The sequence below is a fragment of the Streptomyces sp. NPDC003016 genome (assembly GCF_053591455.1).
Map to the genome: position 1 here is coordinate 131,195 of NZ_JBSFTV010000004.1, position 24,631 is coordinate 155,825.

24 protein-coding genes, 1 tRNA gene and 1 pseudogene are annotated in these 24,631 nt (G+C 67.8%); 19 read left to right on the plus strand and 7 right to left on the minus strand.

What is annotated here, in order from left to right:
- The first annotated feature begins 270 nt into the window (after positions 1–270).
- Positions 271–675, plus strand: coding sequence for a hypothetical protein (locus tag ACWDZ4_RS04765; RefSeq protein ID WP_451507006.1), 405 nt, complete (start codon positions 271–273; stop codon positions 673–675).
- Between the two features lie 203 nt (positions 676–878).
- On the opposite strand, the gene ACWDZ4_RS04770 is transcribed toward ACWDZ4_RS04765, so the two are convergent.
- Complete coding sequence (locus tag ACWDZ4_RS04770) at positions 879–2,795, minus strand: zinc-ribbon domain-containing protein (RefSeq protein WP_451507007.1); 1,917 nt, start codon at positions 2,793–2,795, stop codon at positions 879–881.
- 624 nt (positions 2,796–3,419) lie between these two features.
- Here ACWDZ4_RS04770 and ACWDZ4_RS04775 point away from each other — a divergent pair.
- Both ACWDZ4_RS04775 and ACWDZ4_RS04780 read left to right on the plus strand, forming a co-directional pair.
- The gene (locus ACWDZ4_RS04775) at positions 3,420–4,655 is read left to right on the plus strand and encodes a helix-turn-helix domain-containing protein (protein WP_451507008.1); all 1,236 of its coding nucleotides are present in this window, start codon (positions 3,420–3,422) and stop codon (positions 4,653–4,655) included.
- A gap of 7 nt (positions 4,656–4,662) precedes the next feature.
- A complete protein-coding gene (locus tag ACWDZ4_RS04780) occupies positions 4,663–5,223 on the plus strand; it encodes a flavoprotein (protein ID WP_451507009.1) in 561 nt (186 codons plus the stop codon).
- Positions 5,224–5,439: 216 nt separating this feature from the next.
- Here ACWDZ4_RS04780 and ACWDZ4_RS04785 read toward each other — a convergent pair whose 3' ends face one another.
- Entirely contained in the window at positions 5,440–5,823 is a 384-nt protein-coding gene (locus tag ACWDZ4_RS04785; RefSeq protein WP_451507010.1) for a GntR family transcriptional regulator, read from the minus strand.
- A gap of 635 nt (positions 5,824–6,458) precedes the next feature.
- Here ACWDZ4_RS04785 and ACWDZ4_RS04790 point away from each other — a divergent pair.
- From ACWDZ4_RS04790 to ACWDZ4_RS04855, 14 genes and pseudogenes are all read left to right on the plus strand, one after another.
- A complete protein-coding gene (locus ACWDZ4_RS04790) occupies positions 6,459–6,758 on the plus strand; it encodes a hypothetical protein (protein WP_355253313.1) in 300 nt (99 codons plus the stop codon).
- Positions 6,755–7,414 carry a GGDEF domain-containing protein gene (locus tag ACWDZ4_RS04795; RefSeq protein WP_451507011.1) on the plus strand — a complete coding sequence of 220 codons (660 nt, stop codon included), beginning with the start codon at positions 6,755–6,757 and terminating at the stop codon, positions 7,412–7,414. The genes ACWDZ4_RS04790 and ACWDZ4_RS04795 overlap by 4 nt, the downstream gene beginning before the upstream one ends.
- Positions 7,411–8,427: a DUF2637 domain-containing protein gene (locus ACWDZ4_RS04800; RefSeq protein ID WP_451507012.1), complete on the plus strand. Its 1,017-nt coding sequence runs from the start codon at positions 7,411–7,413 to the stop codon at positions 8,425–8,427. Before ACWDZ4_RS04795 ends, ACWDZ4_RS04800 begins: the two co-directional genes overlap by 4 nt.
- Positions 8,424–8,699 carry a hypothetical protein gene (locus ACWDZ4_RS04805; protein ID WP_451507013.1) on the plus strand — a complete coding sequence of 92 codons (276 nt, stop codon included), beginning with the start codon at positions 8,424–8,426 and terminating at the stop codon, positions 8,697–8,699. The genes ACWDZ4_RS04800 and ACWDZ4_RS04805 overlap by 4 nt, the downstream gene beginning before the upstream one ends.
- A 113-nt stretch (positions 8,700–8,812) precedes the next feature.
- Positions 8,813–9,118, plus strand: a complete 306-nt coding sequence (locus tag ACWDZ4_RS04810; protein WP_451507014.1) for a hypothetical protein — start codon at positions 8,813–8,815, stop codon at positions 9,116–9,118.
- Positions 9,119–9,197: 79 nt separating this feature from the next.
- A complete protein-coding gene (locus ACWDZ4_RS04815) occupies positions 9,198–11,450 on the plus strand; it encodes a cell division protein FtsK (RefSeq protein WP_451507015.1) in 2,253 nt (750 codons plus the stop codon).
- A gap of 141 nt (positions 11,451–11,591) precedes the next feature.
- Positions 11,592–11,843 carry a hypothetical protein gene (locus ACWDZ4_RS04820; protein WP_451507016.1) on the plus strand — a complete coding sequence of 84 codons (252 nt, stop codon included), beginning with the start codon at positions 11,592–11,594 and terminating at the stop codon, positions 11,841–11,843.
- A gap of 165 nt (positions 11,844–12,008) precedes the next feature.
- Entirely contained in the window at positions 12,009–12,197 is a 189-nt protein-coding gene (locus tag ACWDZ4_RS04825; RefSeq protein WP_451507017.1) for a hypothetical protein, read from the plus strand.
- A gap of 11 nt (positions 12,198–12,208) precedes the next feature.
- Entirely contained in the window at positions 12,209–12,817 is a 609-nt protein-coding gene (locus ACWDZ4_RS04830; protein WP_451507018.1) for a hypothetical protein, read from the plus strand.
- A 1-nt stretch (position 12,818) separates the two neighbouring features.
- Positions 12,819–12,980, plus strand: coding sequence for a hypothetical protein (locus ACWDZ4_RS04835; RefSeq protein ID WP_451507019.1), 162 nt, complete (start codon positions 12,819–12,821; stop codon positions 12,978–12,980).
- Between the two features lie 216 nt (positions 12,981–13,196).
- Positions 13,197–13,499 (plus strand): annotated as a pseudogene (locus ACWDZ4_RS04840) (DnaB-like helicase N-terminal domain-containing protein); the annotation flags it as partial.
- Between the two features lie 69 nt (positions 13,500–13,568).
- Positions 13,569–15,110, plus strand: coding sequence for a YfjI family protein (locus ACWDZ4_RS04845; protein ID WP_451507100.1), 1,542 nt, complete (start codon positions 13,569–13,571; stop codon positions 15,108–15,110).
- A gap of 331 nt (positions 15,111–15,441) precedes the next feature.
- On the plus strand, positions 15,442–15,792 hold the full coding sequence (locus ACWDZ4_RS04850; RefSeq protein ID WP_451507020.1) for a helix-turn-helix domain-containing protein: 351 nt from the start codon (positions 15,442–15,444) through the stop codon (positions 15,790–15,792).
- Between the two features lie 22 nt (positions 15,793–15,814).
- Positions 15,815–17,335: a LacI family DNA-binding transcriptional regulator gene (locus ACWDZ4_RS04855; protein WP_451507021.1), complete on the plus strand. Its 1,521-nt coding sequence runs from the start codon at positions 15,815–15,817 to the stop codon at positions 17,333–17,335.
- Between the two features lie 120 nt (positions 17,336–17,455).
- Here ACWDZ4_RS04855 and ACWDZ4_RS04860 read toward each other — a convergent pair.
- Together ACWDZ4_RS04860 and ACWDZ4_RS04865 are read right to left on the minus strand one after the other, a co-directional pair.
- A tRNA-Pro gene (locus ACWDZ4_RS04860) sits at positions 17,456–17,529 on the minus strand.
- Positions 17,530–17,678: 149 nt separating this feature from the next.
- The gene (locus tag ACWDZ4_RS04865) at positions 17,679–18,626 is read right to left on the minus strand and encodes a metallophosphoesterase (RefSeq protein ID WP_451507022.1); all 948 of its coding nucleotides are present in this window, start codon (positions 18,624–18,626) and stop codon (positions 17,679–17,681) included.
- 76 nt (positions 18,627–18,702) lie between these two features.
- On the opposite strand from ACWDZ4_RS04865, the gene ACWDZ4_RS04870 reads away from it, so the two are divergent.
- A complete protein-coding gene (locus tag ACWDZ4_RS04870) occupies positions 18,703–19,167 on the plus strand; it encodes a GatB/YqeY domain-containing protein (protein WP_451507023.1) in 465 nt (154 codons plus the stop codon).
- Positions 19,168–19,263: 96 nt separating this feature from the next.
- On the opposite strand, the gene ACWDZ4_RS04875 is transcribed toward ACWDZ4_RS04870, so the two are convergent.
- Positions 19,264–21,456 (minus strand): transglycosylase domain-containing protein, encoded by a 2,193-nt coding sequence (locus ACWDZ4_RS04875; protein WP_451507024.1) that lies wholly within the window; start codon positions 21,454–21,456, stop codon positions 19,264–19,266.
- 407 nt (positions 21,457–21,863) lie between these two features.
- Between ACWDZ4_RS04875 and ACWDZ4_RS04880 the strand changes: the two genes are divergently transcribed.
- Entirely contained in the window at positions 21,864–22,205 is a 342-nt protein-coding gene (locus ACWDZ4_RS04880; protein ID WP_344489015.1) for a WhiB family transcriptional regulator, read from the plus strand.
- Here the strand turns inward: ACWDZ4_RS04880 and ACWDZ4_RS04885 are convergent.
- Together ACWDZ4_RS04885 and ACWDZ4_RS04890 are read right to left on the minus strand one after the other, a co-directional pair.
- Complete coding sequence (locus ACWDZ4_RS04885) at positions 22,202–23,590, minus strand: ArsA family ATPase (protein ID WP_451507025.1); 1,389 nt, start codon at positions 23,588–23,590, stop codon at positions 22,202–22,204. The two genes, ACWDZ4_RS04880 and ACWDZ4_RS04885, sit on opposite strands and share 4 nt — an antisense overlap.
- Positions 23,587–24,576 carry an ArsA family ATPase gene (locus ACWDZ4_RS04890; RefSeq protein ID WP_451507026.1) on the minus strand — a complete coding sequence of 330 codons (990 nt, stop codon included), beginning with the start codon at positions 24,574–24,576 and terminating at the stop codon, positions 23,587–23,589. Before ACWDZ4_RS04890 ends, ACWDZ4_RS04885 begins: the two co-directional genes overlap by 4 nt.
- Positions 24,577–24,631: the final 55 nt, after the last annotated feature.

Genomic DNA, 24,631 nt, shown 5'->3' on the forward strand with positions numbered 1-24,631 from the left:
ACTCCCAGCGCTCCCCACGGTTGCCCGCCAGTCCTAGCACGGCTGTCCCTCTCGATGCGAACTCCGGGCGGGCGGTCGCTGAGGTCTGCTGGGCTGGAGACTCGGCTCTACAGGCGTGCTTTCAGTCGGTTACGGCCGCCGTGGTTGCTGTACTCCGCTGCTGTACAGCACGGCCGTTGAAGCGTCGGAGTCTTCTGAACGCCAGGACCGTTCAGTGGCTGGCCGCTACCTTGAGAACTGCATGGGGAGAACCCACGAATCGGAGGGGCTGTGAACAGCGCACACCGGGCGGACCATCAACTGATCGCTGAGGCAATCGAGGAAGATTGGTTGGACAGGGATCGGCTCCTTGTGCACCTTGCTCGCGAGCACGGCTTCAAGGTGGGTGATGTCGCGAACTACGGCATGGTTCCGCTCACCGAGATGCACAACGGAGCGCACATTGCCGAGGATGCCATCCCGTATGTGCCTCCGCTGCAACGCATCTCCGACGCTCTGGCTGCCCGCATTGACGGTGGCGAGATCGCCCCAGGCTCCACGCTTACTGTGGAAGTGGTCTCGGAAACCTACGAGATCGACCGCCGGCGGGCCAAGCATGTCCTCGGGAACCTGAGGGCAGATGGGTTCTTGCGGAGCGACAGCGACGTAGTGGAGCTTCCGTCTGCCTCCCACTAAGCCGGACAGCCCGTCGAGGGGCGAGCGTGACGACAGGGGAACCGACCTGGATAGCTTCGTCAGTCGCCCTGCTCATAGGCTGCTCACACCCCTCCGGAGGCCCCGTGCACCCCACGTATTGCTGTTGACCGTGGCTTACCGACCTCACGGGTCGGGCACGGCCGGCGGATGAGCACCGTCTTATAAGTTCGGCCCGTTAAACCTTACTTGCAGCACCGACGCTTAGCGCCATCCGATACCGCAAAAACTGGCGCAATGAACGTATGTTGACCTGTGTGGCAAAACCATTCACACCGCAAATTACTCTTGAGGCGCAAATTTTCTGGGGTGCGACTTGCGTCCTTAAGGCACTGAATGAACCTAGCAGCTATGTGCGGCCGAAGATCTGCCAATGATTCATGGGGCGACGCCATGGAACGGGCAACGTTATTGTCGTTAACGCCTTGCCGATGGCAAGCGTGGCAGCCGGAACCGTTGCTCCTGTTGCGTATCATCGTTTGCCATACGTGTTGACACTTGCTGCACTGCCATTCTGCTACGTCAAACGAGGATGGCGAGCACAGCGTCAGGTCATAATCGAGGCGGGTAAGGTTTCTCTTAAACTCGGGGATAAGGTCGGGGTACTTTTGAGCAGTGGACTCAAACCTTACCCGCCCCTTGACTGAGGCCCAGGTGTCCGCAGCTTGCGCGAGAGCGTCCTTCCTTTGTGCTGCATTGAGAAGTTTGAAGTTCAGTCCGCGAGCAACCATGGCAGACTGGAGAGAGGCTGTCCACGTCCATGGGTCTATACCGTCCTTGGTATTGTCGCTTACCTCTATGTGTTCGCCGGGAATGCCGGGGAGTCCTTTAGCGCGAAGCCGCACGTAATCCAGATCCTTCAGGGACGTGCTTTTTCTGGCGTCCTTTTCTTGGTGGCGAGCTGCGTTGTGGGTGTAGAACGGATCTAGATCGACATGAAGCTTAACTGATGGCACGAAAAGGTCGACTCTGAATAGGCGCCCAGACTTGCCGCGTGCATTCTCTACAACGTAGTCGCATATGACGTCTACCCCTGTCGCAGCTGTAAGCAGAGATTGCACCTCAAGCTCGAAACGTGACCTGCCTGCTGAGGTGCATTTGGGGCACCCGGAACCATAGGTTCGGGATAGGACATTAGTCTCCCACTCATGTCCGTTTTTACATCTCCACAAGCAGCGGTCATTGCTGCGAACCCTCAAAATGAGGGGCCCTGCTCCTGGCGTTGTCAGGTTTCGCACGAAGGATTGACTTATTTGCGGATAGCGCTCTGCGAGTGATTCACCTTCCTTGGGAGCTCTGCGACGCGCGGAGATTCGACGGTCGTAACACTTGCGACATCCGGACCCATCTCGATTTCTGTGAGAACGCACGCGTGAGTTGACTGTAGCTATCCAAGTGTGCCCGCACTTCGAACACTTCCAAGTACATCTGTCGCTAGAACCAGGCCGCAGCATGGTCAAATCGAATCCCGGCGACGTCTCATTGCGCACAAAATCAATTGCAACGCTTCCAAGTGCCTCATGGGCAGTTTGTGACCCTCGGCGGGGTCGTCGCTTTCCTTCGCCACGCCGAGCCTCGAAGCAAGCTGGACAGCCTGTCTCTCCGGACGTGCGATTGTTCAAAGCCGCCACCCATTCGTTGCCGCATCTGTGGCAACGCCATCTGCATTTATAGCTGCTGTGCGGCCTTAGTTGCGATGGAAGCAAATCGTTATCCAGATTCTCGACGAATTCCGCCGCTACTTCTGGATGCATGTCGGCTAGTGACTCGCCGGCGCGAGCCGTTCGGCGGGCGTTGATGGTGCGCTGGCGTGCACACTTTGGGCAGCCGCTTCCTGAATTGGTTCTCGCATTTGGGGTTGTCCGCCATTGATTACCGCAGTGGAGGCACTGCCAAAGGCACATCTTATTTGAGCTAGCGTGCAATTCGGCTGCGGTGCGACCTGGCTGTCCGTCTACTGCGACAAGCTCGCTTGCAACATCAGTAAAAAGGTCCTGAAGGGACCTACCGGGATCCGGTTTCTTCCACGTGTTACCCATCGAAGTGTTCGAATTTCGCTGCATTCGCCCCCCTGCCCATTCGCCCCATAAGGCGAACACCATCGTATGGCCAATGTGCCGTTTTCACCCACCACTCACCTCAGCTCCCATCCCGTCTGCCGTCGACCCACACACCGTGGAGCGGGCGTGGTCCCTGGCGTCCAGATGGAGCACGCCACCGTACGAACGATCTGGACGCCAGGGACTGCGTCTGCTCGGCTCTGCCTGGGTCGACGGCAGACGGGATGGGAGCTCCCTCCCCACGCACGTCATCACTTACCGGCACTCGTCTACGGCGCCCCGTCCATCCTGGAGCCTGAGCGCCCCCCGCCGGAGGCATCCTTTCGAGGTCTGGTGGCTGATCGCTGTAAGCGCGGGGCGGCCCTCGGCCGGGCTGAGCGGGGCGAAGACAGGAACTGCAGCCCGGCCGGGGGCGCGGGGCGCGCGGCAGCGAGCCGCACTTGTTTGAAGTGGGGAGGCTCTGTTCGTGTTGAGTGGGCCCGCTCAAAGGGGGCACGAGCCGAAGGCAACCCAATGACGCGAGGGGCCCGGACATACCGTCCGGGTCTCTTTGTTTGGGATCGCCCATCCTCGTTCTAGGCCGGTGCGCACGGCGAGACCACCTGTCCGCCCTGTGACCGGCTCGATACCGTGAGATTGGCTCCAACTCCCAGGAGGGCAACACGTATGCGTGGTCTTGGAGATCACCTCAGCATTGGGGAACGGATCGCCTTCTACCGCAAGCGACGGGGCTACACCCAAGAGGTGCTTGCCGGTCTCGTGGGGCGTAGCACGGACTGGCTCGCGAAGGCGGAGACTGGCCGGCGGCAGCCGCCCCGAATCGACATGCTCGCCGAACTGGCGCGCGTCATGCGCGTCCCGCTCGGGGACTTGATCGGTCAGACGGTCCTCATGGAGGACGACAAACAGCAGGATGACGTACCTGCTGTTCGTGACGCCCTCATGAGCCCCCGCCGCCTCTCCCGACTGCTCTTCGGACCGCAGGCAGAGGCACAACTCCCCATGCCCGGTACGGTCCGGCCGATGGTGGAGCGGAGTTGGGCCGACTACCAGGGCGGGCGGCTCGGCAACGTAGTGGCTGCGCTTCCCGGATTGCTCCAGTCCGCCCAGGAACTGGAGGACCGTGCGGCGCGCTCAGTACAGCAGCGAATGGACTGCTGGGCAGTCTCCGCCCGGACGCATCACCTCGCCGCTACCACGCTCGCGAAGGTGGGCGAATCGGATATCTCGTGGCTGGCCGCTGAGCGCGCGATGCGGGCGGCGGATGAGTCAGGTGATCCGCTGGTACTGGCTTCCGCCGCCCGCTCCGGCACGCATGCGCTACTCGCCAACGGGCGGTACGACGACGCAATGGAGCTGGGCGAGACTACGGCGGCGTGGCTGGCTTCCCGCATCGAGGAGGACGATCCCGAAGCGCTGAGCCTGCTCGGCATGATTCACCTGCGCGCCGCTATCGCGGCGGCTCGCCATCAGGACCGGCCCACCGCGACGAATCTGCTTGGTCGGGCCGAAACGCTGGCCAACCGCCTCGGCTCGGACGCGAACCACTGGCAGACCAGCTTCGGCCCGACGAACGTCATGCTGCACAAGCTGTCGGCTGAACTTGACCTGGACAACGTCTCGTACGTCGTCGAGAACGGGCAGGTCGACGTGGACCACATGCAGCCCGAGCGCGGCGTCTCCCATCGCATTGACTACGCTCGCGCGCTCACCCTGGCAGGCCGTGGAGATGACGCCTTTACCGAGCTGCGTACGGCCGAGCGCACGTCCCCACAGCTTGTACGCAACAATCCCCGTGTGCGGGAGACGCTGCGGGATCTCATCAAGCAGTCACCCGTGAGCGGCGGCACCCGATCGTCCGAGATGTTCATCATGGCGCAGCGATGCAAGGCGGTGCAGTAAGTCGGTGATGACGAATACGCGCGGAGTGCTCGGCGTTGTTGGCACAGGGGCCGGCGGAGTGGAGAGCCTGCGGACCGGCCTGGTGGGGCCCGCCGTCCAACGCGGTTGGAGGGTCGCGGTGACCCTGACGCCGACGGCTGGCGAGTGGCTGCGGTCCATCGGGGAGGCCGAGGAGTTGGAGAAGCTGACAGGGTTGCCCGTACGGGACACCCCTCGGCTTCCGGGCGAAACGCGGCCACACCCTCCCGTGGATTGCTTTGTCGTCGCCCCGGCGAGCGCGAACACTGTGGCCAAGCTGGCTGCGGGTATCGCAGACAACCAGGCACTCACCCAGGTGGGCGAAGCGATCGGCATCCTGGACTTGCCGGTCATCGTCTTCCCGAGGGTCAACGCTGCCCACGCCCGCCATCCCGCGTGGCGGCGACACATCGAAACGCTTCGCGAGGCGGATGTACGGCTCGTGTACGGGCCGGACGTCTGGCCGCTGTACGAGCCACGCGAGGGGGCTCCTGGGCGCGGGCTTCCCTGGGATGCCGTTCTCGCCGCCGTCGACTCATTGACTTCCTGATGGGTCGTCAAGATGCCTGACCTGCAAGGAAAGAGGACCCGGACACTCTGTCCGGGTCCTTCGTGTTTCTCGGCCACATGCTCGTTCGCATGCCAAGGATCAACGAGCGATCGAACGAGTGGGACGGCCTCACGCCCGCTGAACTCGCGCTGATCAAAGCGAGTCTGAGCGAGGCGCGCGCCACGGCCACACGGTTACTGCGCCGCGCGGATGACCTCACTGCGAGGGCGGAGTCTCACGCCCGACAAGCTGCTCCAAGCGGTCGAGCCGGTCGCCGAGCTGCCGGAGCGTCTCGTGAATCACGCTGAGTTCCGAGGCGAGCGCGGTGAAGGCTGGACTGCTGCCGGCCTCCGTGCCGAGTGGCATGGCGGGGTCGCGGACGAACGTCCCGCGTCCCTGCTGGGTAACGACCAGGCCCTCGTCCCGGAGCTGTCGGATAGCGCTCTGCACGGTCATGAGCTGCACACCAAACTCCTTGGCCAGCTTGCGGGCTGGCGGGAGTTGGGCGTTGGGCCCGTAGGTGCCGTCTGCGATCTGCTCGCGCAGGTTCGTGGCGATCTCTTTGGCCGTCGGCTTGGGCGCTTCGGGGCTGGAATCCATGCCTCGAGCGTAGCTGTACTAGGTCAATTTCGGATTCTGCCTGAGTCTCCCTTGACAGTCAGATTGACCTAGGTCAATCTGAAGTCATCGCCCGGAGGGCCCCGTGAAACGGGTTCGAAGGAAGCGACCGTTCGTTGAGAACTGAACAGCGTGCCAATCGACGGGGTGAAAGTCCCTGTCCCCGTGACGACCGGGTGACGTCGTCGGCGGCCCCTTCTTTGCGTGCTGGCTCTGGAGAACACCCCTCGGGGTGCCACCCCGCGTGCGCCGCCCTGCTGGCGTCAGAGCAGTGACGATGACGCGCCCGATTCCCAGGCTCGGGACTGGAGCGCCGTGGCAACGGCCCGCCAGTGAAGCCCTTACCGCAGGACCGCCGCGCCAGAGGGCCCCGGCCCTAGTCCGGTGCAGCTCTCGCGCCACAGCCCATTCGTAGCGCTTTCACCGCTGCGGCCGGTTGCCTCCTCCGCCCGTCTCGTACGGGCGGGGCTGAGGGGAGCCGGATAGCTCGCGCTCTACCTATGGGGCTGGCTGCACGTTCAGCCCTTTCGACCTGCCGGAGCGGTGGCACTCCCGTGCAAAGGACATCGCCGCCGCTCCGGATCTCCCCGCCCGCTTGAGATCAGGAGAGCAATCCCATGAAGTCTTTCATCGCTGGCCATCAGGTCGTCACCGACGACGACCGCCTTGAACTGGCTCTCGGTACCCCGCTGGAGCTGTGGCTCGGGGTGGAGGGTGAGAGCGAGATGGAGCGCGCGGCCCGTCTGGACGCGGCCCGCGATATCCTCGCCGACGACCCGAGCCTGTTCGACACCGTGACGCGCCTCGCCGTGGAGACGATCGAGGCCCAGGCGCCGAACCTGCTGAACGTCATCCCGCTTACGCCGCCGCCCGCCCGTCGCCGTAGCGGCTCGCGCGCTTCGGGGGTTGCGGCATGAGTCACACCATGACGGCACTGGCCGCAGCGCTTCCGCTCACGGCCGGATGGTCTGTGCACAGCCTGTGGATGCGTCGCCGGATCGAGGCTGCCCGGCGCGATCCGCTGACCGGTCTGCTGACCCGCGACGCGTTCACCGAGCGCGCTGGCCGGGCCGTGGCGCGTGGCCAGAGTGCGGTCTACATGATCGACCTGGACGGCTTCAAGCAGGTCAACGACACCCACGGGCATGCCGCCGGTGATGCGGTCCTGACCGCGACCGCTGAGCGGCTGCGGAGCTGGGGGCTCATCAACAACCGGATCGTGGCCCGGTTCGGCGGGGATGAGTTCGCCGCCGCCACCAAGGTCCGTGATCGCGCGGAGCTGGAGCGGCTCACCGATGACCTGGCCCGGTCGCTGACGCGGCCCGTCCCGTTCGAGGGCGGCTCGCTCGCGGTGGGCGCGTCCGTCGGTGCGGTCGCTGTCTACGCCAACGAGGGCCCGGAGCTGACGGCGCTGCTGCGGCGGGCGGATGAGGCCATGTACACGGCCAAGCGCAACGGCGGTGGCTGCTCCCTCACCGAACACCTCAGCCCGATCCGGGCAACGGTCAACGGCCGACGCGCCGGCCGACGCGGCACCCACCACACCACCGGCCCGGAAGGGAGCATGCCGTGACCACCACAGCCGAAGGGGCCCCGCCGCTGAAGCGGGGCGAGATGGGGCTGATGGGCATCGGCGCGCTGGCCGCCGCCGGGGTCGGTGCGCTGGGGCTGGCGTCGTCGTTCGACGCGGTGTCGTCGGCTGCTGAACGGTGGGGCTTCGGTCAGCCGTGGATGCTGCCAGTCGGCATCGACGCGGCGATTCCCGCGTTCACCGTGGCCAACCTGATGTTGATCCGGATGAACATGCCGCTCGCCTGGGTGCGCTTCGTGCCGTGGATTCTCACGGGCGTGACGTGCTGGCTCAACATCGCGGCCGGACATGGCATGTCGGCGAAGCTCGCGCACGGCACGATGCCGCTGCTATGGGTGGTGTTCTCCGAGATCGCCGCCCACATCTACGCCGTCCGCATCGGGGCAGTGACGGGGACGCGGATGGAGAAGATCCGCCGCTCCCGCTGGCTGCTCGCCCCGGTATCGACGTTCGCGCTGTGGCGGCGGATGACGCTGTGGGAAATCACCTCCTACAGCGAAGCCCTTCAGCGCGAACAGCAGCGGCAGTTGGCCCGCGCGGAGCTCCGGGAAGTGCACGGCCGTCAGTGGCGCCGCCGCACCCCGCACCGCACCCGGGTCCTCTTGAAGATGGGCGACCTCACCCCGGCCACTGCGCCTGATGAGGAGCCGCTACGGGAGCTGCCGCCCGCCGATGCACAGCCGCCCAAGGCGCCGGAGCGCAAGCCGCGGGCCCCGCGCAAGACCGCGAAGGCGAAGGCGGTCCGCACGCCGGAGGAACTGCTCGCGGACGCACGCACCGCCACCGCTGGCTGGGCCGATGCGGACCTGAACGCGGACGCGATCCGCAAGGCCGTTCACACCTCCCAGGCCAACGCCCGGATGCTGCGCGACGCACTCAAGGCGGAACGCGCTGAGGCGGCCCGCTTCCGCCCCGAACCCCCCACCGACGACCAGAGCGATAGCGATGGACTCGACCAGTCCGAGAGTGACCAGAAAGAGGGAGAAGCAGCATGAGCGCTGAGAATCTGAGCCGACTGGAGTCCGCCGTTCACACCCTCGCTGAGATGTCCGGGGGGTTCGGGTACCTCCCCGTCACGGATGTGATGGTCCGGACCACTTACCGGCCGGACGAGTTCGGCCCCGTGATCGTGATCAGCGTGCACGAGGGGCTGGCCGACTTCGAGGCATGGCGCGAAGCCCTGGGCATCCTCCCCGAGGACGTGACGCACGCGCTGCTGCCCACGGCCGCCTCGCTCCGCGCCGAGACGGAGTGGGACGGGGTGTAGATCGAGGTCCACGGCTACGGCCCGCTGCCGGTCACCGACCCGGAGCCCGCGACGGCGGTGGCGGCATGATCGGCCCCATCACGCACTTCCCGTACCTGCTGGCGGCGTGAGCCGTGCGCTCCCCGATCGCAGGCGCGGAGCTGTTCAACGCGGTGATGGATGCGGCCGACTGGCGCTGCCAGTGCGAGGGCGCCTGTGGCCGTACGCACACCCGGGGCGGGATGTGCCGCGAGAGCCACAACCACCTCACCCGCCTGGTGATCGCGCCGAAGCAGCCGACCGGCACCACCGCCGACGCGGACGTGAGCGAGGCGAAGCACCTGCGGGCCTGGTGCCCTCGCTGCGTCGACCGGGTCAACGCCGCCGCGAGGGCGGCGGCCCTTGAGGAACAGAGCGAAGAACCACCGTCCCTTTTCTGAGCGCGCGGGGCCCGGTCACGACCGGCCAAGGACAGCGTCCGGGCCCCGCCGCTCCTCCCGTATCCGGAAGGAATCGTCAGTGAATCACGACGACGAAAGCGAACTGTTCAACCGACTCGAAGCCGACATGGCCGCCACCCCCGGACCCGACTCCGGGGCGGATGTGGTCGACCTCGACAAGGCACGGTCGGCCCGTACCCAGTCGGCCGACTCCAACGCGAGCGAGTCGGCCGACGTGACCCCGAAGGAGTCGGCTGGCGAGTCGGGCGACCCGGCCCCGACGCGGTCGGCTGCTGGGTCGGCTCGGGTGGTGGTGGATGGACCGGCCCCGGCGGGGCCCGGATTCATGGACCGCATCAAGGGCGCCAAGCGCCGCCCGGTCGTCCCGATGTGGCTGAAGTCCACGGCCGAGCTCAAGGCCGCCACCGGTTGGGTGGCTGGGCACTACGGCCACAAGGCTGGGTATCACGCCTTCCGCTCCCCGGTCTACGCGGCCCGTCTCGCGCTGCTGTCGCCGCGTGGGGGCGCCAAGTTCGTCGGTGGCACCCTGCGGTGGGTTGCCGACAAGGAGGGTGAGCCGGTTCGGCTGGCGGCGGTGGAGAAGGAGGACGCCGCCACCTACCTCAAGCTGTCCCGGCAGCGTGACGCGCGGGTGCGGCTGCGGACCCTGGTTGCCGTACTCGCCTCGCTGATCGGTATGGGCGCTGCCCTTGCCCTGTATGTGCTGGCCCCCGGGTGGCTTCAGGCCGTGTCGGTCAGCGCGCTGCTGCTGGCTCTGGGGCATGTGGGGCGGCCGGAGGATGCGCCGGTCATCACGCGTGCGGTGGACCTGCCGCAGGTGCAGCGCCTGACCTCGGACATCGTGGCCCGGGCGTTCGCCGCTCTCGGTATCGCGGAGATCAACAAGCAGGCGGCCAAGGGCAAGCCGGGTATCGAGTTCAAGGCCCCGATCCAGCGGGACGGCAAGGGCTGGCGCGCCGACCTCGATCTCCCGTACGGGGTGACCGTGTCCGATGTGCTGGACCGGCGGGAACGGCTCGCCTCGGGTCTGCGCAAGTCGCTGGGCTGCGTGTGGCCTGAGCCCGTGCCCGGGGAGCACCCGGGGCGGGTGATGCTGTGGGTGGGGGATCAGGACATGGCCCGCGCCCCGCAGCCTTCGTGGCCGCTGCTCAAGACCGGTACCGCTTCGCTGTTCAAGCCCGTCCCGTACGGAACGGACCCGCGCGGCCGGCAGGTCGGCTTCGACCTGATGTACGCGAACTTCCTGACCGGCGCCATGCCGGGCCGCGGCAAGACGTTCGCCCTGCGCATCCTGCTGCTGGCTGCAGCCATGGACCCGACCGCTGAGCTGCACACCTGGGAGTTCAAGGGCACCGGCGACTTCTCCTCCTTCCAGCCCATCTCTCACTCGTATGGGTCGGGCCCTGGAGATGACGCCACGGTCGAGGGCTGCGTGGAGGCCATGGAGTACGTCTACGGCGAGCTGGACCGACGGGCTCGGGTCATCAACAAGCTGCCCAAGGACATCTGCCCGGAGAACAAGGTCACCCCAGCCCTCGCCGCGAAGAAGTCGCTGGGCCTGCACCCGCTGGTGATGTCCATCGACGAGTGCCAGGAAGTCTTCACCCACGAGAAGTTTGGCAAGAAGGCCGCCGAACTGGCCACCGCCATCATCAAGCGGGGCCGCGCACTGGGCGTGATCCTGCTGCTCGGCACCCAGCGCCCGGACGCCGACAGCCTGCCCAAGGCCATCAGCGCCAACGTCGGCATCCGCTTCTGCCTTCAGGTCATGGGCCAGCCCGAGAACGACATGGTCCTGGGGACCTCGATGTACAAGAACGGCATCCGCGCCACCTCGTTCACCGCCGAAGACCTGGGCATCGGCTACCTGGTCGGGGCGGGGCCGAACCCGCAGATCGTCCGCTCCTACTACATCGACAACGCCACCGCCGACAAGATCTGCGAGCGCGCCAAGGCCGCCCGCGCGGCGGCCGGCACACTTCCCGACCTCGACGCGCCGAAAAAGGAGAAGGTCGCGGACACCCTGCTGGCCGACATCCTCGCGGTCATGCCCGCCGATGAGGCCAAGGTGTGGAACGAGACGATCGTGGAGCGCCTCGCGGAGCTGCGGCCCGAGCGCTACGGCGACTGGGCGCGCATGAGCGGCGAGGAGCAGACTGCGCACCTGACCGCAGCCCTCAAGCCCTACGGCATCGCCACCGGGCAGGTCGGGCGCCGCATCGACGGCAAGTTCGTCAACAAGCGCGGAATCAAGCGTGACGACATCACCACCGCAGTAGCGGAGCGTAACCGAAACCGGGACGCGAGCTGACCGCCCGGGGCTGCTATCGATAGCGGGCCGACCCGCTATCGATAGCAGCCCCGATAGCGGCCCATACGGGCCCTGATCAGGTAGCTAGCGCATAGCGGCCCACCTGCGGAAACCCCTGAAAGCCGCCCCTGGAGGCCCTTCATGCCCCCTGTCCTCCTCGCTATCGCCTGCTTGCTCGCCATCACGCTCTGTTATGGCGGGCTGTGTGCGGCCAGCCCGTTCGGCAACTGCCGCAAGTGCCGTGGCTTCGGCTACGCGCTCAAGAAGGACCGGCGCGGCAAGCTCCGGCCCGGCAAGACCTGCCGCCGCTGCCGTGGCGACCGCAAGCGCATACGCGTCGGCCGCCATCTGTTCAACGTCGCCGCCCGCATCCACCGCGACGGCACCCGCTGACCACGCAAACACAGAACGACCGGCGACCGCCCGTCATGAGACGGACCCCGCTCCGTGCAGGAGCTAGGCGGGCGCGGTCGCCGGTCAAGTCCCCAAACTGGCCAGCGCCCGGGGACCTGCGGATCTTAACCAGCCCTCCTCGCCCACCGAAAGCGAGATTCCACCGTGGCCATCACCATCTCCCTCGTCGCCCTGTTCGGACTCGTCCTGTTCTTCCTCCTCCGCTCCAAGTCCCTCGGCTACGGCTCCGCGTTCGTCGCCATGATGTTCGGCTTCTACCTCGCCTCCACCGGAGCGTCCGAGCCGATGAACGAACTCACCACCGCCGTCGTCAACGCCCTCAGCGACCTGTAGGGGAGGCCGTGATGAGCGAACCGATCGTCGCCCGCCACTGGCTCGTCCTCGCCGCACCCAAAGCGGCACCCGCCGTCGCCACCTCCACTGTGCTGATCCTCGGCAGGATCTGGAACGCCAACGGCGCCGAACACTCCGTGGGCAACGCGGCCTTGATGGTCGTGCTCGCTGCCGGGGCCGCAACGGCCGGCGCTTTCGCCTCCGCCGGACGAGCCGGGGACTCCGTCATCGCCGGTACCGCGTTCGCCGCCTCCGGTGGCCTCGCCCTCGCCGGGGTCGCCGGATACGCCGATGGCCTGCCGCTGCCGCTGCTGCTGTGGGCACTGGCCACCACCGTCGCGTACGCCATCACGGGCCGGTACTGGCGCACCGACCGACGCGAGAGCCTCGCCCACGAGCGGCAGACCGCCGTGCGGCGCGAGGAACACGGCCACGTCGAGCGCGTCGAAGCCCTGCGCGCCGGAGCACAGATCGAAGTCGCCCGCGAAGGCGCCGCCTACGCCCAGGCCCTCGCCCAGGCCCTCATCCACCGCGAAGCGCTCCCCGGCTTCGACCCCAGCGCACTCACCCGCGCCGGACTGCCCGAACTCCCCGCCATCGAGATCACCAAGGAGAACTGAGATGGACATCAACCCCGACGAGGTCGTGACCGTACGGCTGGGCTGCGGACGCTGGTCCATGCCCTACACCCGCGAGATCACCCTCCAGCACCTCGGCGAACTGCTCTTGCAGCTCGATGACATGGCCGCCGCGACGGCCGCAGAGAAGGAGGACGCCGCGTGAGTCGCCGCAGCCTGCCCCGGCTGCGATTCCGGCTGGTGCATGACCTGACCCGATGAACGCCCGAGGGCGGCGGCACTCCCGTGCAAGGACACACCGCCGCCCCCGGTCTCCCCGCCCTGCCCGAAGACAGAACAGGAGACCCCCAGCATGACACCTGAACCCGCCCCGGAGCAGTACGGCACCGTGGTGCCCCTGCGCGGCCCCGCCGCCACCGGCATGGAGCGCGTGCCGCCTCACGACCTGGAAGCCGAACAGGCCGTCGTCGGCTCCCTGATGCTCGCCCCCGACGTCATCGCCGAGGTGAGCGCCGCGATGGACCCCGCCGACCACTACCGCCCGGCCCACGAGACGATCCACCGCGCGATCCTCACCCAGCACGGGCAGGGCCAGCCCGTGGACCCGATCACCCTTGGCCACTACCTCGACCAGGTCGGCGACCTCAGCAGGGTCGGCGGCAGGCAGTACCTGTTCACCCTCGTGCAGGCGGTCCCCACCACCGCCAACGCCGCCTACTACGCCGAGATCGTCCACGGCAAGGCTCAGCGCCGCCGCAGCATCGAAGCGGGCACCCGCATCGTGCAGGCCGGAATGTCGCCGGACGCCACGGACGACGACCTGCGCGAAGCGCTGGCGCTCGGGGCGGAAACCGTGCCCGGGGTATGGCCGGAGCCGATCCCGCTCAACGCCCAGCCCGAGCTCCCGCCCTTCCCCGTCCGTGCTCTGCCGGGCTGGCTCGCGGACTACGTCGCCGCCGTCGCCGAGGAAACCCAGACTCCGCCTGACATGGCCGGGGCCCTGGCGCTCTCGGTCCTGGCGACAGCGGCCGGCGGTCGTGCGGTCGTGCAGGTGCGCGGACGCTGGCGCGAGCCCACGAACCTATTCGTCGTCGTCGCGCTCGGTCCGGCCAACCGGAAGTCGGCAGTGTTCGTGGCGATGACGAACCCGCTCTACCACTCCGAAGCGCTCATGGTCGCCGAGGCGTCCGGGCGGATCGTGGAAGCCGAACTCACCGCGAAGATGGCCCAGGAAGCCGCCGACAAGGCCGCAACCAAGGCAGCGTCTGCCGAAGGCCCCGAGAAAGACGGGCTGGTGGCCGAAGCCATCGGGCTGGCCCAAGCTGCCGAATCCCTCAAAGTGCCCGCTCGCCCCCGCCTCTTGGCCGACGACGCCACCCCCGAGGTCATCGCCACACTGCTGGCCGACCAGGGCGGCAGGCTCGCGGTCATGTCGGCCGAGGGCGGCATCTTCGACATCATCGCCGGACGCTACTCCGGCACCCCCAACATGGAGGTCTTCCTCAAGGGCCACGCAGGCGACCGGCTGCGCGTGGACCGCCGCAGCCGAGAGGAGTACATCGAAGCCCCCGCGCTCACGATGGGCCTCGCCGTTCAGCCCGCTGTGCTCGAAGACATCGGCAAGAACCGCGGATTCGACGGACGCGGACTGCTGGCCCGCTTCCTGTACTCGCTGCCCGAATCCCTGGTCGGCTACCGCAAGATCAACCCTGACCCGGTACCCGAAGAGGTCGCAGCCCGCTACGAGAACAGCGTCACCGCGCTGACGCTGTCGCTGGCCGACTGGACCGACCCCGCCGTCATCCAGCTCACACCCCAGGCTGACGCGGCCCTCATCGCGTTCGACAAGCGCCTTGAGCCGCAGCTCCGCGCCAGGGGCGGGCGCCTGGGACACGTCGGCAAGTGGGCGGGCAAGCTCATCGGCGCCACCGCCCGCATCGCCGGACTCCTCCACCTCGCCGACCACCTCGAAGACGGCTACGGCAAGCCCATCAGCGAAGCGACCATGGCCGCCGCAATCGAGGTCGCCGACTACTTCACCGCCCACGCCCTGACCGTCTTCGACCTCATGGGCGCCGACGCCACCCAGGCCCGCGCCCGCAGCCTGCTCGACGTCCTCGCGGCCAACCAATGGGAGAGCGTCACCCGCCGCGACCTGTTCGCCAAGCTGTCCCGCTCCGAATTCCCCACCGTCGCCGACCTCGAACCGACCGTCGCACTGCTGGAGGAACACGGCTACATCCGCAGCGACACCCCGCCCCGCACCGGCAAACGCGGACGCCCCCCGGCCCCCCGCTACCTCGTCCACCCCCACCTGAGGGAGGGCCGGACATGAGCACCTCCAAGGCCCCGCGCACAGGAATCCGCCCGCAGAAACCGCAGAATACGCAAAAATCCCCGGGCACCGCCGCTGACCAGCGGCGAAGCCCCAACCAGCTCCCTGCGCGGGGGCTGCCGCAAAAATCGCCGAAAGTCCCGCACAAATCCCAGCGGTCCTCAGGCCCCACCCCGGCACGGCCCACGACGCCTATTTCTGCGGCGATTCTCGCGATTTTTGCGGCACCCAGCCGTGCGCTGCATCGCCGCAGTTCAAACCCGCAATCCCGGGTTTCTGCGGATTCTGCGGTTTCTGCGGCGGCTAACCGTCCCGCGAACGGGAGGCGGGCATGACCAGTCACAGCCGTCGCGGCGCCGCTCCGGTCGCGCTGCCGCACCTGTTCCGTCCCGCAGAGGTCGCCGAAGCTCTCGGCTGTTCCGAGTGGTGGGTGAAGGAGCAGGCGCGTCGTCGCCGGATCCCGTTCGTAAGGAGCGGCGGTGGCTACCGCTTCACGGCGGAGCACTTCGCAGAGATCATCTGCGTCCTTGAGGAGCGCCCGCTCCGGAACCAGGGGCCAGCGACTGAAGAGGGGGCCGCCCCGCAACGCCGCCGTACGAAGCAGCCTGCGCCGACTGCCGGCCTCCGAGCGAAGCGCCCGCGTCGGGCAGTCCGCTCAGACTCTTCGGCGTCAGCGGCGTGAACCAACAAGAGGGAAGGAAGTAATGGGCTTCGGAGAGAAACGCGGCGACTACTACCGCGCTCGGTACTGGATCGCGCCCGGTGTACTCCGCACCGTCGTTGACCCCAATGGCGCCACGGTGCGCTACAGCACCAAGCGCGACGCTGCGAAGGCGGCGAACGACCACGAAGCCAAGGTCAGGCAGGTTGGCTGGCGCGACCCGAACGCCGGAAAGGAGACCTTCGGCGAGTACGTGAACCGTTGGTACGCGGCGCAGGACCTGGCCGCGTCCACCATGCAGAACTACAAGCGGCACATCGAGGAGCACCTTCTCCCTGAGTTCGAAGCGAAGGCCATTGCCGATATCCAATCCACGGACATCGGTGCCTGGGAGAAGAAGGAGAGGGCGCTCTACGCAGCGTCCAGTGTGAAGACCTGGCGCGGCACGCTGCATCTCATCCTCGCTGATGCGGTGGATGAGGGGCTTCGGGATGCCAACCCTGCAAGCAAGCGGCGGGGCCGGGGCAAGCGCGCCGGACGCTCTCGGAACCGAGGCCCCGAAAAGGTGGTGACCGACGCCCTCGGCATCCTGCTTGTTGCCGAGCGGGCATCGCTGCTGTCCGGCCGCGACGACGAGTTCGTGGCCACGGTCCTAAAGGGCTACACCGGTAAGCGCTGGGGTGAAATCGTCGGCCTGGAAACCGAGTTCGTACGCCCCGCATCGGTGCGGGTGGAATGGCAGCTCTACGAGCTGGACACGGGCGAGCTGCACCGCTGCCCGCCAAAGGACGACTCGTATCGGACCGTTGACACCCCCGCGTGGCTGTCTGGCTTGGTCGCTGGCCAGATCGCACGGACCAAGCCGAAGCCTTGCCAGTGCCACGGACTCACGTACGTGTTCCGTGGCCTGGGCCCGGCCAACGACGCGGCCCGGCAAGTGGGCGCGAAGCTGGTCGACGTCGCTCGCCGCGCTGGTGTCTCGACGGGAACGGTCTCGAACGTGCTGAACCGGCCGGCCTCCGTCGCCGAGCCGACGCGCATCAGAGTCGAGATCGCGATAGCGGAACTCGGCTACGTCCGTGGCGGCTCGTCGGGGGAGACTGCGGCGCACTGGCGCCGGAATGGATTCGCGACCTGGTTGTTCCAGCCCGCTGCGACGGGCTGGTACCCGAAGAAGGCACCGCAGGAAGCGCGGCCCGTGCCCGTGCTCGCCGACCCGTGGCCCGGTGTCCCGGCTCGGGGGAGAGGGGCACAAGCGCGGGCAGAGGCGTGCTGGGTGCCCATCGCGAAGGGGCTGACGCCTCACGGGCTGCGTCACACGCACAAGACGCTGATGGAGGGGTTCCGTACTCCGCCGAAGCTGATGGATGAGCGCATGGGGCACATCGACGGATCGGTGCAGGCCCGCTACTCGCACATCACTCGGCAGATGCGCGAGGACCTGATGGCGAACCTCACCGCCGTGTGGGAAGCATCGCTCGATGCTCGGCTGGCGATGTGCCCGACGTCTCCGGTGGCGGTGCTCAACCACCTCTTGCAGGAGCGTCTGCGAGCACGTCGGTAGGCGGTCTCCGGGGAGCGAATTTCCTTGATCCACTCCCCAGCCACTCCCCAGGCGCTCAGAAAAACAAATCAGACCCGGTCTCCGATGAAGGAGACCGGGCCTGACCTGGTGTTTCAGCTGTCGGGGTGGCGGGATTTGAACCCACGACCTCTTCGTCCCGAACGAAGCGCGCTGCCAAGCTGCGCTACACCCCGATTGTCGCGCGCGTTGCGGCGACATCGATTACTTTAGCGGACGCACGCCCGGAGGCGAAATCCGGTTTTGCGGCCTCGCAGGCCGGGCCGCAGGCCGGTGATCATGCGGGTGGTGCCGTCCGGCGTCGCCCCGCGGCGGGTCCGCTCCCTCAGGGGCGCGCCACGAGCGTCAGCAGGGTCGCCTCCGGCGGGCACGCGAAGCGGACCGGGGTGTAGCGGTTGGTGCCGCAGCCCGCCGAGACGTGGAGGTAGGCGCGCCGGCCCTCGGCGGAGTGCGTCGAGAGGCCCTTCGCCCGGTCCGTGTCGATGTCGCAGTTGGTGACCAGGGCCCCGTAGAAGGGGATGCAGAGCTGGCCGCCGTGCGTGTGGCCGGCCAGGATCAGCGGGTAGCCGTCGCCGGTGAAGGAGTCGAGCGAGCGCAGGTACGGGGCGTGGACCACGCCGATGGAGAGGTCGGCCGAGCGGTCCGGGCCGCCGGCGACCTCGGTGTACCTGTCCCGCTTGATGTGCGGGTCGTCGACGCCGGTGAAGGCGATCTCCATGCCGTCGAGCCCGCCGAGCTTGAGCCGGCCCCGGGTGTTGGTGAGGTTCACCCAGCCCGCCGCGTCGAAGCCGTCGCGCAGCCGCTCCCACGGGTTGTGCACGACGCCGACGGCCGGTGCGTTGCCGTTCAGGCCGTGCTTGCCCTGGACCTTCTCGATGAGGTAGCGCGCGGGGTTGCGGAGCTTGGGGCCGTAGTAGTCGTTGGAACCGAAGACGTAGACCCCCGGGAACTCCATCAGCGGGCCGAGCGCGTCCAGCACCTCCGGCACGCCCTCCGGGTCGGAGAGGTTGTCGCCCGTGTTGACGACGAAGTCGGGACGCAGGCCGGCCAGCGACTGGAGCCAGCGCTGCTTCTTGCGCTGCCCGCTCACCATGTGGATGTCCGAGACCTGGAGTACGCGCAGGGGCGGGGCCCCCGGCGGGAGTACGGGCACGGTCACCCGGCGGAGCCGGAACGAGCGGGCCTCGAATCCGGCGGCGTAGGCGAGGCCGGCCGCGCCAACGGCCGTGATTCCTGCGGTGACTTTCAGGGGTACCCCGTAACGTGCGCGCATGTGTCCATCGTCGCAGACGGCCCGGGCGCGCGAAATCGGTGGGCGTCAGCCGGTGCGTACCTGCCACACTTGGCCCATGACCACGCTCAAGTCCAAGCTCCAGGAAGACCTCACCGCCGCCATCAGGGCGCGCGACGAGCTGACCTCGTCCACGCTCCGGCTGACCCTCACCGCGATCACCAAGGAAGAGGTCGGCGGCAAGACGGCGCGCGAGCTCTCCGACGACGAGGTGCAGAAGGTGATCGCCAGGGAGGCGAAGAAGCGCCGCGAGGCGGCCGATGCCTTCACCCAGGGCGGCCGGACCGAGTCGGCCGAGCGTGAGCTGGCGGAGGGCAAGATCCTCGACGCGTACCTGCCGCAGCAGCTGAGCGACGACGAGCTGGACGCCGTCGTCGGGCAGGCGGTCGAAGAGGCGAAGGCCGCGGGCGCCGAGGGGCCGCGCGCGATGGGCGCGGTCATGAAGATCGTGAACCCGAAGGTGGCGGGCCGCGCCGAGGGCGGCCGGGTCGCGGCCGCGGTCAAGAAGCTCCTGGCGGGCTGAGCACGCCGTACGCACCCGTACACAGGCGCGGTACGGCGGAAGGGGCGCCCGGTGAAGACCACCGGGCGCCCCTTCCGCCGTATGTGACGCCGCTGTCTACGGCCCGTTCCCGCCCCGGCCGCCACCGTTGCCCCGGCCACCGTCGCCGTCGCCGTCGCCGGGCCTGCTGTCGCCGGGCTTGTTGTCGTCGTCGCCCTCGTCCCGCTCGTCCTTGTCCTTGCCCTTGTCGGGCTTCGGGATGTGGACGGTGTTGAAACCGGGCGCCGGCTTGCCGTCCAGCGCGCCGCTCATCGCGTCCTTCCAGATCGGACCCGGGACCTGGCCGCCGTAGACCTTCGGGTGGTAGACGCCGCCGATGGTGATGTTCTCCATCGAGACCTGCTCGGCGCCGGCCGCGCCGACCCAGACCGCGCCGGACAGGTTCGGCGTGTAGCCGACGAACCAGGCGTTGTGGCGGCTGTCCGTCGTACCCGTCTTGCCGGCGTTGTCGCGGCTGGTGAGCCCGGCCTCCTGGCCGGTGCCGGAGTCGACCACGCCCTGGAGCAGGGTGTTGATGGTGTCGGCGGTCTTCTCGGACATCGCCCGCGAGCAGGACGACTTGGGCACCGGCAGGCTCTTGCCCTGCGCGGTGGTGACCGCCTCGATGAAGACCGGAGTGCAGTACGTGCCGCGGTTGGCGAAGGTCGCGTACGCGTTCGCCATCGTCAGCGGGGACATGCCCTCCGTACCCAGCGAGATCGCGGGCACTTCCTTCAGCTTCTGTCCGTCGGCCGTGACGACGCCGAGCTTGCCGGCCATCTTCGTCACCGGACAGATGCCGATGTCCTCGATCATCTGGATGAAGTAGGTGTTGACCGAGAGGGCCATCGCCTCCTGCAACGGGTACGGGCCCACCTCGGACTCGGACTCGTTCGGCACCCGCTCGCCGTTGACGTTGACCCAGGGCCTGCTGTCGCAGGTCTGCACCGTCGGGTAGTCCATCTCGAACGGCGACGAGTAGGTCTTCGTCGGCGGGATGCCCTGCTCCAGGGCCGCGGCCGCCACGAACGGCTTGAAGGTCGAGCCGGTCGGGAAGCCGTAGGCCGATCCGCCCATTTTGCTGTCGGCGGAGAAGTTGATCGTCGTCTCGTTGCTGCCGAATCCGTACGGCCTGGACTGGCCCATGCCGAGGACCTTGCCGCTGCCGGGCTCGACGAGCGTGACGGCCGTCGCGACCTTGTCGGACTGGTAGACGTGGTTCTTGATCGACGCCTGCACCGACTGCTGTGCCTGCGGGTCCAGCGTCGTACGGATCTTCAGGCCGCCCTTGTTCCAGACCTTGATCCGGTCCTCCTTGGTCTTCCCGAAGACCGGGTCGGACAGGAAGACCTGGCGCACGTAGTCGCAGAAGAAGCCCGCGCCGCTGACGGCGGTGATGCAGCCGTTCTTGGGCCGGCTGACGTTCAGCTCGAGCGGGGTGGCCATCGCCCGGTCGATCTCGGCCTGCGGGACGGCGCGGACGTCGGCCATGCGCTGGAGCACGGTGTTGCGCCGCCTGGTCGCCTCTTCGGAGTCGTTGACCGGGTCGTAGCGGGCCGGCGACTGCACGATGCCGGCCAGCAGTGCGGCCTCCTCCAGCTTGAGGTCCTTGGCGGACTTGCTGAAGTAGCGCTTGGACGCGGACTCGACGCCGTACGCCTGCTGCCCGAAGAAGGTGATGTTGAGGTAGTTCTCGAGGATCTTGTTCTTGCCCAGCTCCTCCTCGACCTGGATCGCGTACTTGAGTTCGCGGACCTTGCGGCCGATCGTCTGCTGGGTGGCCTGGAGGACCTTGGAGCGGTCGTCACCGGCCTCCTCGACGAAGACGTTCTTGACGTACTGCTGGGTGAGGGTCGACGCCCCCTCCGAGACGCCGCCCGTCTGGGCGTTGCGGTTGGCCGCGCGCAGCACACCCTTGAGGTCGATCGCCCCGTGCTCGTAGAAGCGCGCGTCCTCGATCGCGATGATCGCCTTCTGCATGTACGGGGAGATGTCCTTCAGGTCCACGACGGTGCGGTCACGCGAGTAGACCGTGGCGATGGGTCCGCCCTGCGCGTCGAGGATGGTGGTGCGCTGGCTCAGCGGCGGCGTCTTGAGGTTCGCGGGAATCTCGTCGAATCCCTCGACCGTCCCCTTGGCCGCGAGACCCAGCGCTCCGGCCGCCGGCAGCGCGATGCCCGCCAGCACGGCTCCGGAGAGCGCGGCGACACCGATGAATTTGGCGGCCTGCTGGGCCTTGGTGAGACCCCCGCCCGAGCGCTTTTTTGGCATGGGGGCAGCCTACGTTCTCATTCGCCGGACACGCGTATAGGCCTTGGCCTAAGCTGCTCCCAACTGTCACAGCAGTGCGGTTTCGCATCAAGCCCCCTGACATCGCCGGTGTCAAATTCCGTCAGCTCCGGAATGAGGCACACACATGTCCGATTCCGCCTCATGCGTCACGTGGTTTCCGCTGTGGCAGGGCCGAACTCCCCCGCTTTGCCGGGTTGGTTACGTATGCCCTCGCATCACTCCGTCGGGTGATCTGTCGCTTACGCATAGTCCGTTCGGGCCATTCAAGATTGGGCCCGAAGGGGGTGTTGCGCTGTGCCTACCTTCCGTAACGTCCTCAACTGGCAGCGGTGAATATGCCGCTGTCGCCGTGGGGGAGCCTCGATTCGGGAGAGGACGGCGCCGGTATGGGCTGGGTAACCGACTGGAGTGCGCAGGCAGCCTGCCGCACTACCGATCCGGATGAACTGTTCGTACAAGGAGCAGCACAGAACAGAGCCAAGGCGGTGTGCACCGGATGTCCGGTGCGGACCGAGTGCCTGGCCGACGCGCTGGACAACCGCGTCGAGTTCGGCGTGTGGGGCGGCATGACGGAACGGGAGCGGCGCGCACTTCTGCGCCGGCGCCCCACCGTCACTTCCTGGCGCCGGCTCCTTGAGACCGCTCGTACTGAGTACGAGCGCAGTACGGGCATCCTGGTCGAGGACGACGAGACCGGGGCGTACATCGAGTACGCGGCTGTGGGTTAGTCCGACCGGACGGCCCCAGCAGGCTCGGCGGCCTCACCGGCGGCGAGCCGGTCAGCGATGGCCCGGAGTCCCACCAGGTCATGCACGTCGCCCGGGAGGGCGGCCACTTCGGCCACCGCCACCTCGGGGTGGAGTGCGGTGAAGCGGTCACGCGTGCGTTGTTCGCGCGCGAGGACGTGCATGCGCTCGGCATGCAGGCGCAGCAGACCCGCCGTCAACTGCTCCACGGCGCGGTGGGTGTCGCCACTGAGGGTGTCACTGCTGGGGGTGTCACTGCTGGAGGTGTCGCCGGGGCCGTGGTCCTGGGTGGGGTCCGGTGCGATTCCGGGATGGGTTTCGTCATCGACTTCCGCGTCGGGAGAGGTGGCCGAGGAGTCACGAGTACCAGCCTTCCCGGCCTCCTGATCCACAATGCGGCCCTCGTCAAGATTTTCCGCGGCGGCAAGCGCCCGCTCGGCCGAGAGCTGAGAAGCGCCGCTGCCGTGAACCCGGTTGAGTACGAGTCCGGCGAGCGGCATCTCCTCCGCCGCCAGCCGTTCGACGAAGTACGCGGCCTCGCGCAGGGCGTCCCGTTCCGGCGCGGCGACCACCAGGAACGCCGTGCCGGGCGCCTGGAGCAGCCGGTACGTCGCGTCCGCACGCGTGCGGAAGCCGCCGAACATGGTGTCCATGGCGGCCACGAACGTCTGCACGTCGCCCAGCAGCTGGCCACCCATCAGCTTGCTGAGAGTGCCCGTCATCATCGACATGCCGACGTTGAGGAACTTCATCCCGGCCCGGCCGCCCACCTTCGCGGGCGCCATCAGCACCCGGATGAACTTGCCGTCCAGGAACGACCCGAGCCGCTTCGGCGCGTCGAGGAAGTCGAGGGCGGACCGGCTCGGCGGGGTGTCGACGACGATCAGGTCCCACTCGTCGCGCGCCCGCAGCTGGCCCAGCTTCTCCATCGCCATGTACTCCTGCGTGCCCGCGAAACCGGCCGACAGGGACTGGTAGAAGGGGTTCTCCAGGATCGCGCGGGACCGCTCCGCGTCCGCGTGCGCCTCGACGATCTCGTCGAAGGTCCGCTTCATGTCGAGCATCATCGCGGAGAGCTCGCCGCCGGCCGACTCGTCTATGCCCTTCACCCGGCGCGGGGTGTTGTCCAGCGCGTCGATGCCCATGGACTGGGCGAGCCTGCGGGCCGGGTCGATGGTGAGGACGACGACCTTCCGGCCGCGCTCGGCCGCCCGTACCCCCAGGGCCGCCGCGGTCGTCGTCTTGCCGACGCCGCCCGACCCGCAGCACACGATGATGCGGGTGGCCGGGTCGTCGAGCAGCGGGTCGATGGCCAGCACGGGCGCCGCGTCCATCGCGTCCCTCGTGTCCGTCGCGTTCGCGGTCATGCAGTTCCCCCAGGGGCGATCCGGTTCCGCAGTTCCTTCGCCAGCCGGTAGAGCCCGGCGAGGTCCATGCCCCCGCCGAGCAGCGGCAGTTCGTACGCCGTCAGATCCAGCCGGGCCAGTACGGCGCGCTGCTCGCGCTCCAGCTCGACGCGTTGCGCGTGCTCCGCGGCCTGTTCGAGGAGCGGGTCGACGAGGCGCTCGGCGAGACCGCCGCGGCGCGCGCCGCCCAGTCCGGCCCGTGAGAGCGCCCTGGCGACGTCGGTGCGCCGCTCACCGGCCGCGGCGTGCAGCGCGTCCTCGTCGAGGTGGTGGGGCCGGACCATGTTCACGATGACGTTGCCGACGGGCAGCTCGGCGGCGCGCAGCTCGGCGATGCCGTCGGCGGTCTCCTGGACCGGCATCTCCTCCAGCAGCGTCACCAAGTGGACCGCGGTCTCCGGTGACTTGAGGACGCGCATGACGGCCTGGGCCTGGTTGTGTATCGGGCCGAACCTGGCCAGTCCCGCCACCTCGTCGTTCACGTTGAGGAAGCGCGTGATGCGGCCGGTGGGCGGTGCGTCCATCACGACGTAGTCGTACGCGTAACGGTTCTGCTTGTCCCGGCGGCGGACCGCCTCGCACGCCTTGCCGGTCAGCAGCACGTCCCTGAGGCCCGGTGCGATGGTGGTCGCGAAGTCGATCGCGCCGAGCTTCCTGAGCGCCCGGCCGGCTCCTCCGAGTTTGTAGAACATCTGGAGGTAGTCGAGAAGCGCGCGTTCGGCGTCTATCGCGAGGGCGTACACCTCCCCGCCGCCCGGTGCGACAGCGATCTTGCGCTCTTCGTACGGAAGCGCTTCCGTCTCGAAGAGCTGCGCGATTCCCTGCCTGCCCTCGACCTCCACGAGGAGGGCGCGTTTGCCCTCCGTCGCGAGGGCGAGCGCGAGTGCCGCGGCCACCGTGGTCTTTCCGGTACCGCCTTTGCCGCTGACGACCTGGAGCCTGCTCACGTCCTGGAGCCTAACCAGTCGGGGTCCGGCCTACGCAGGAGGCTGCCTGTGGCAG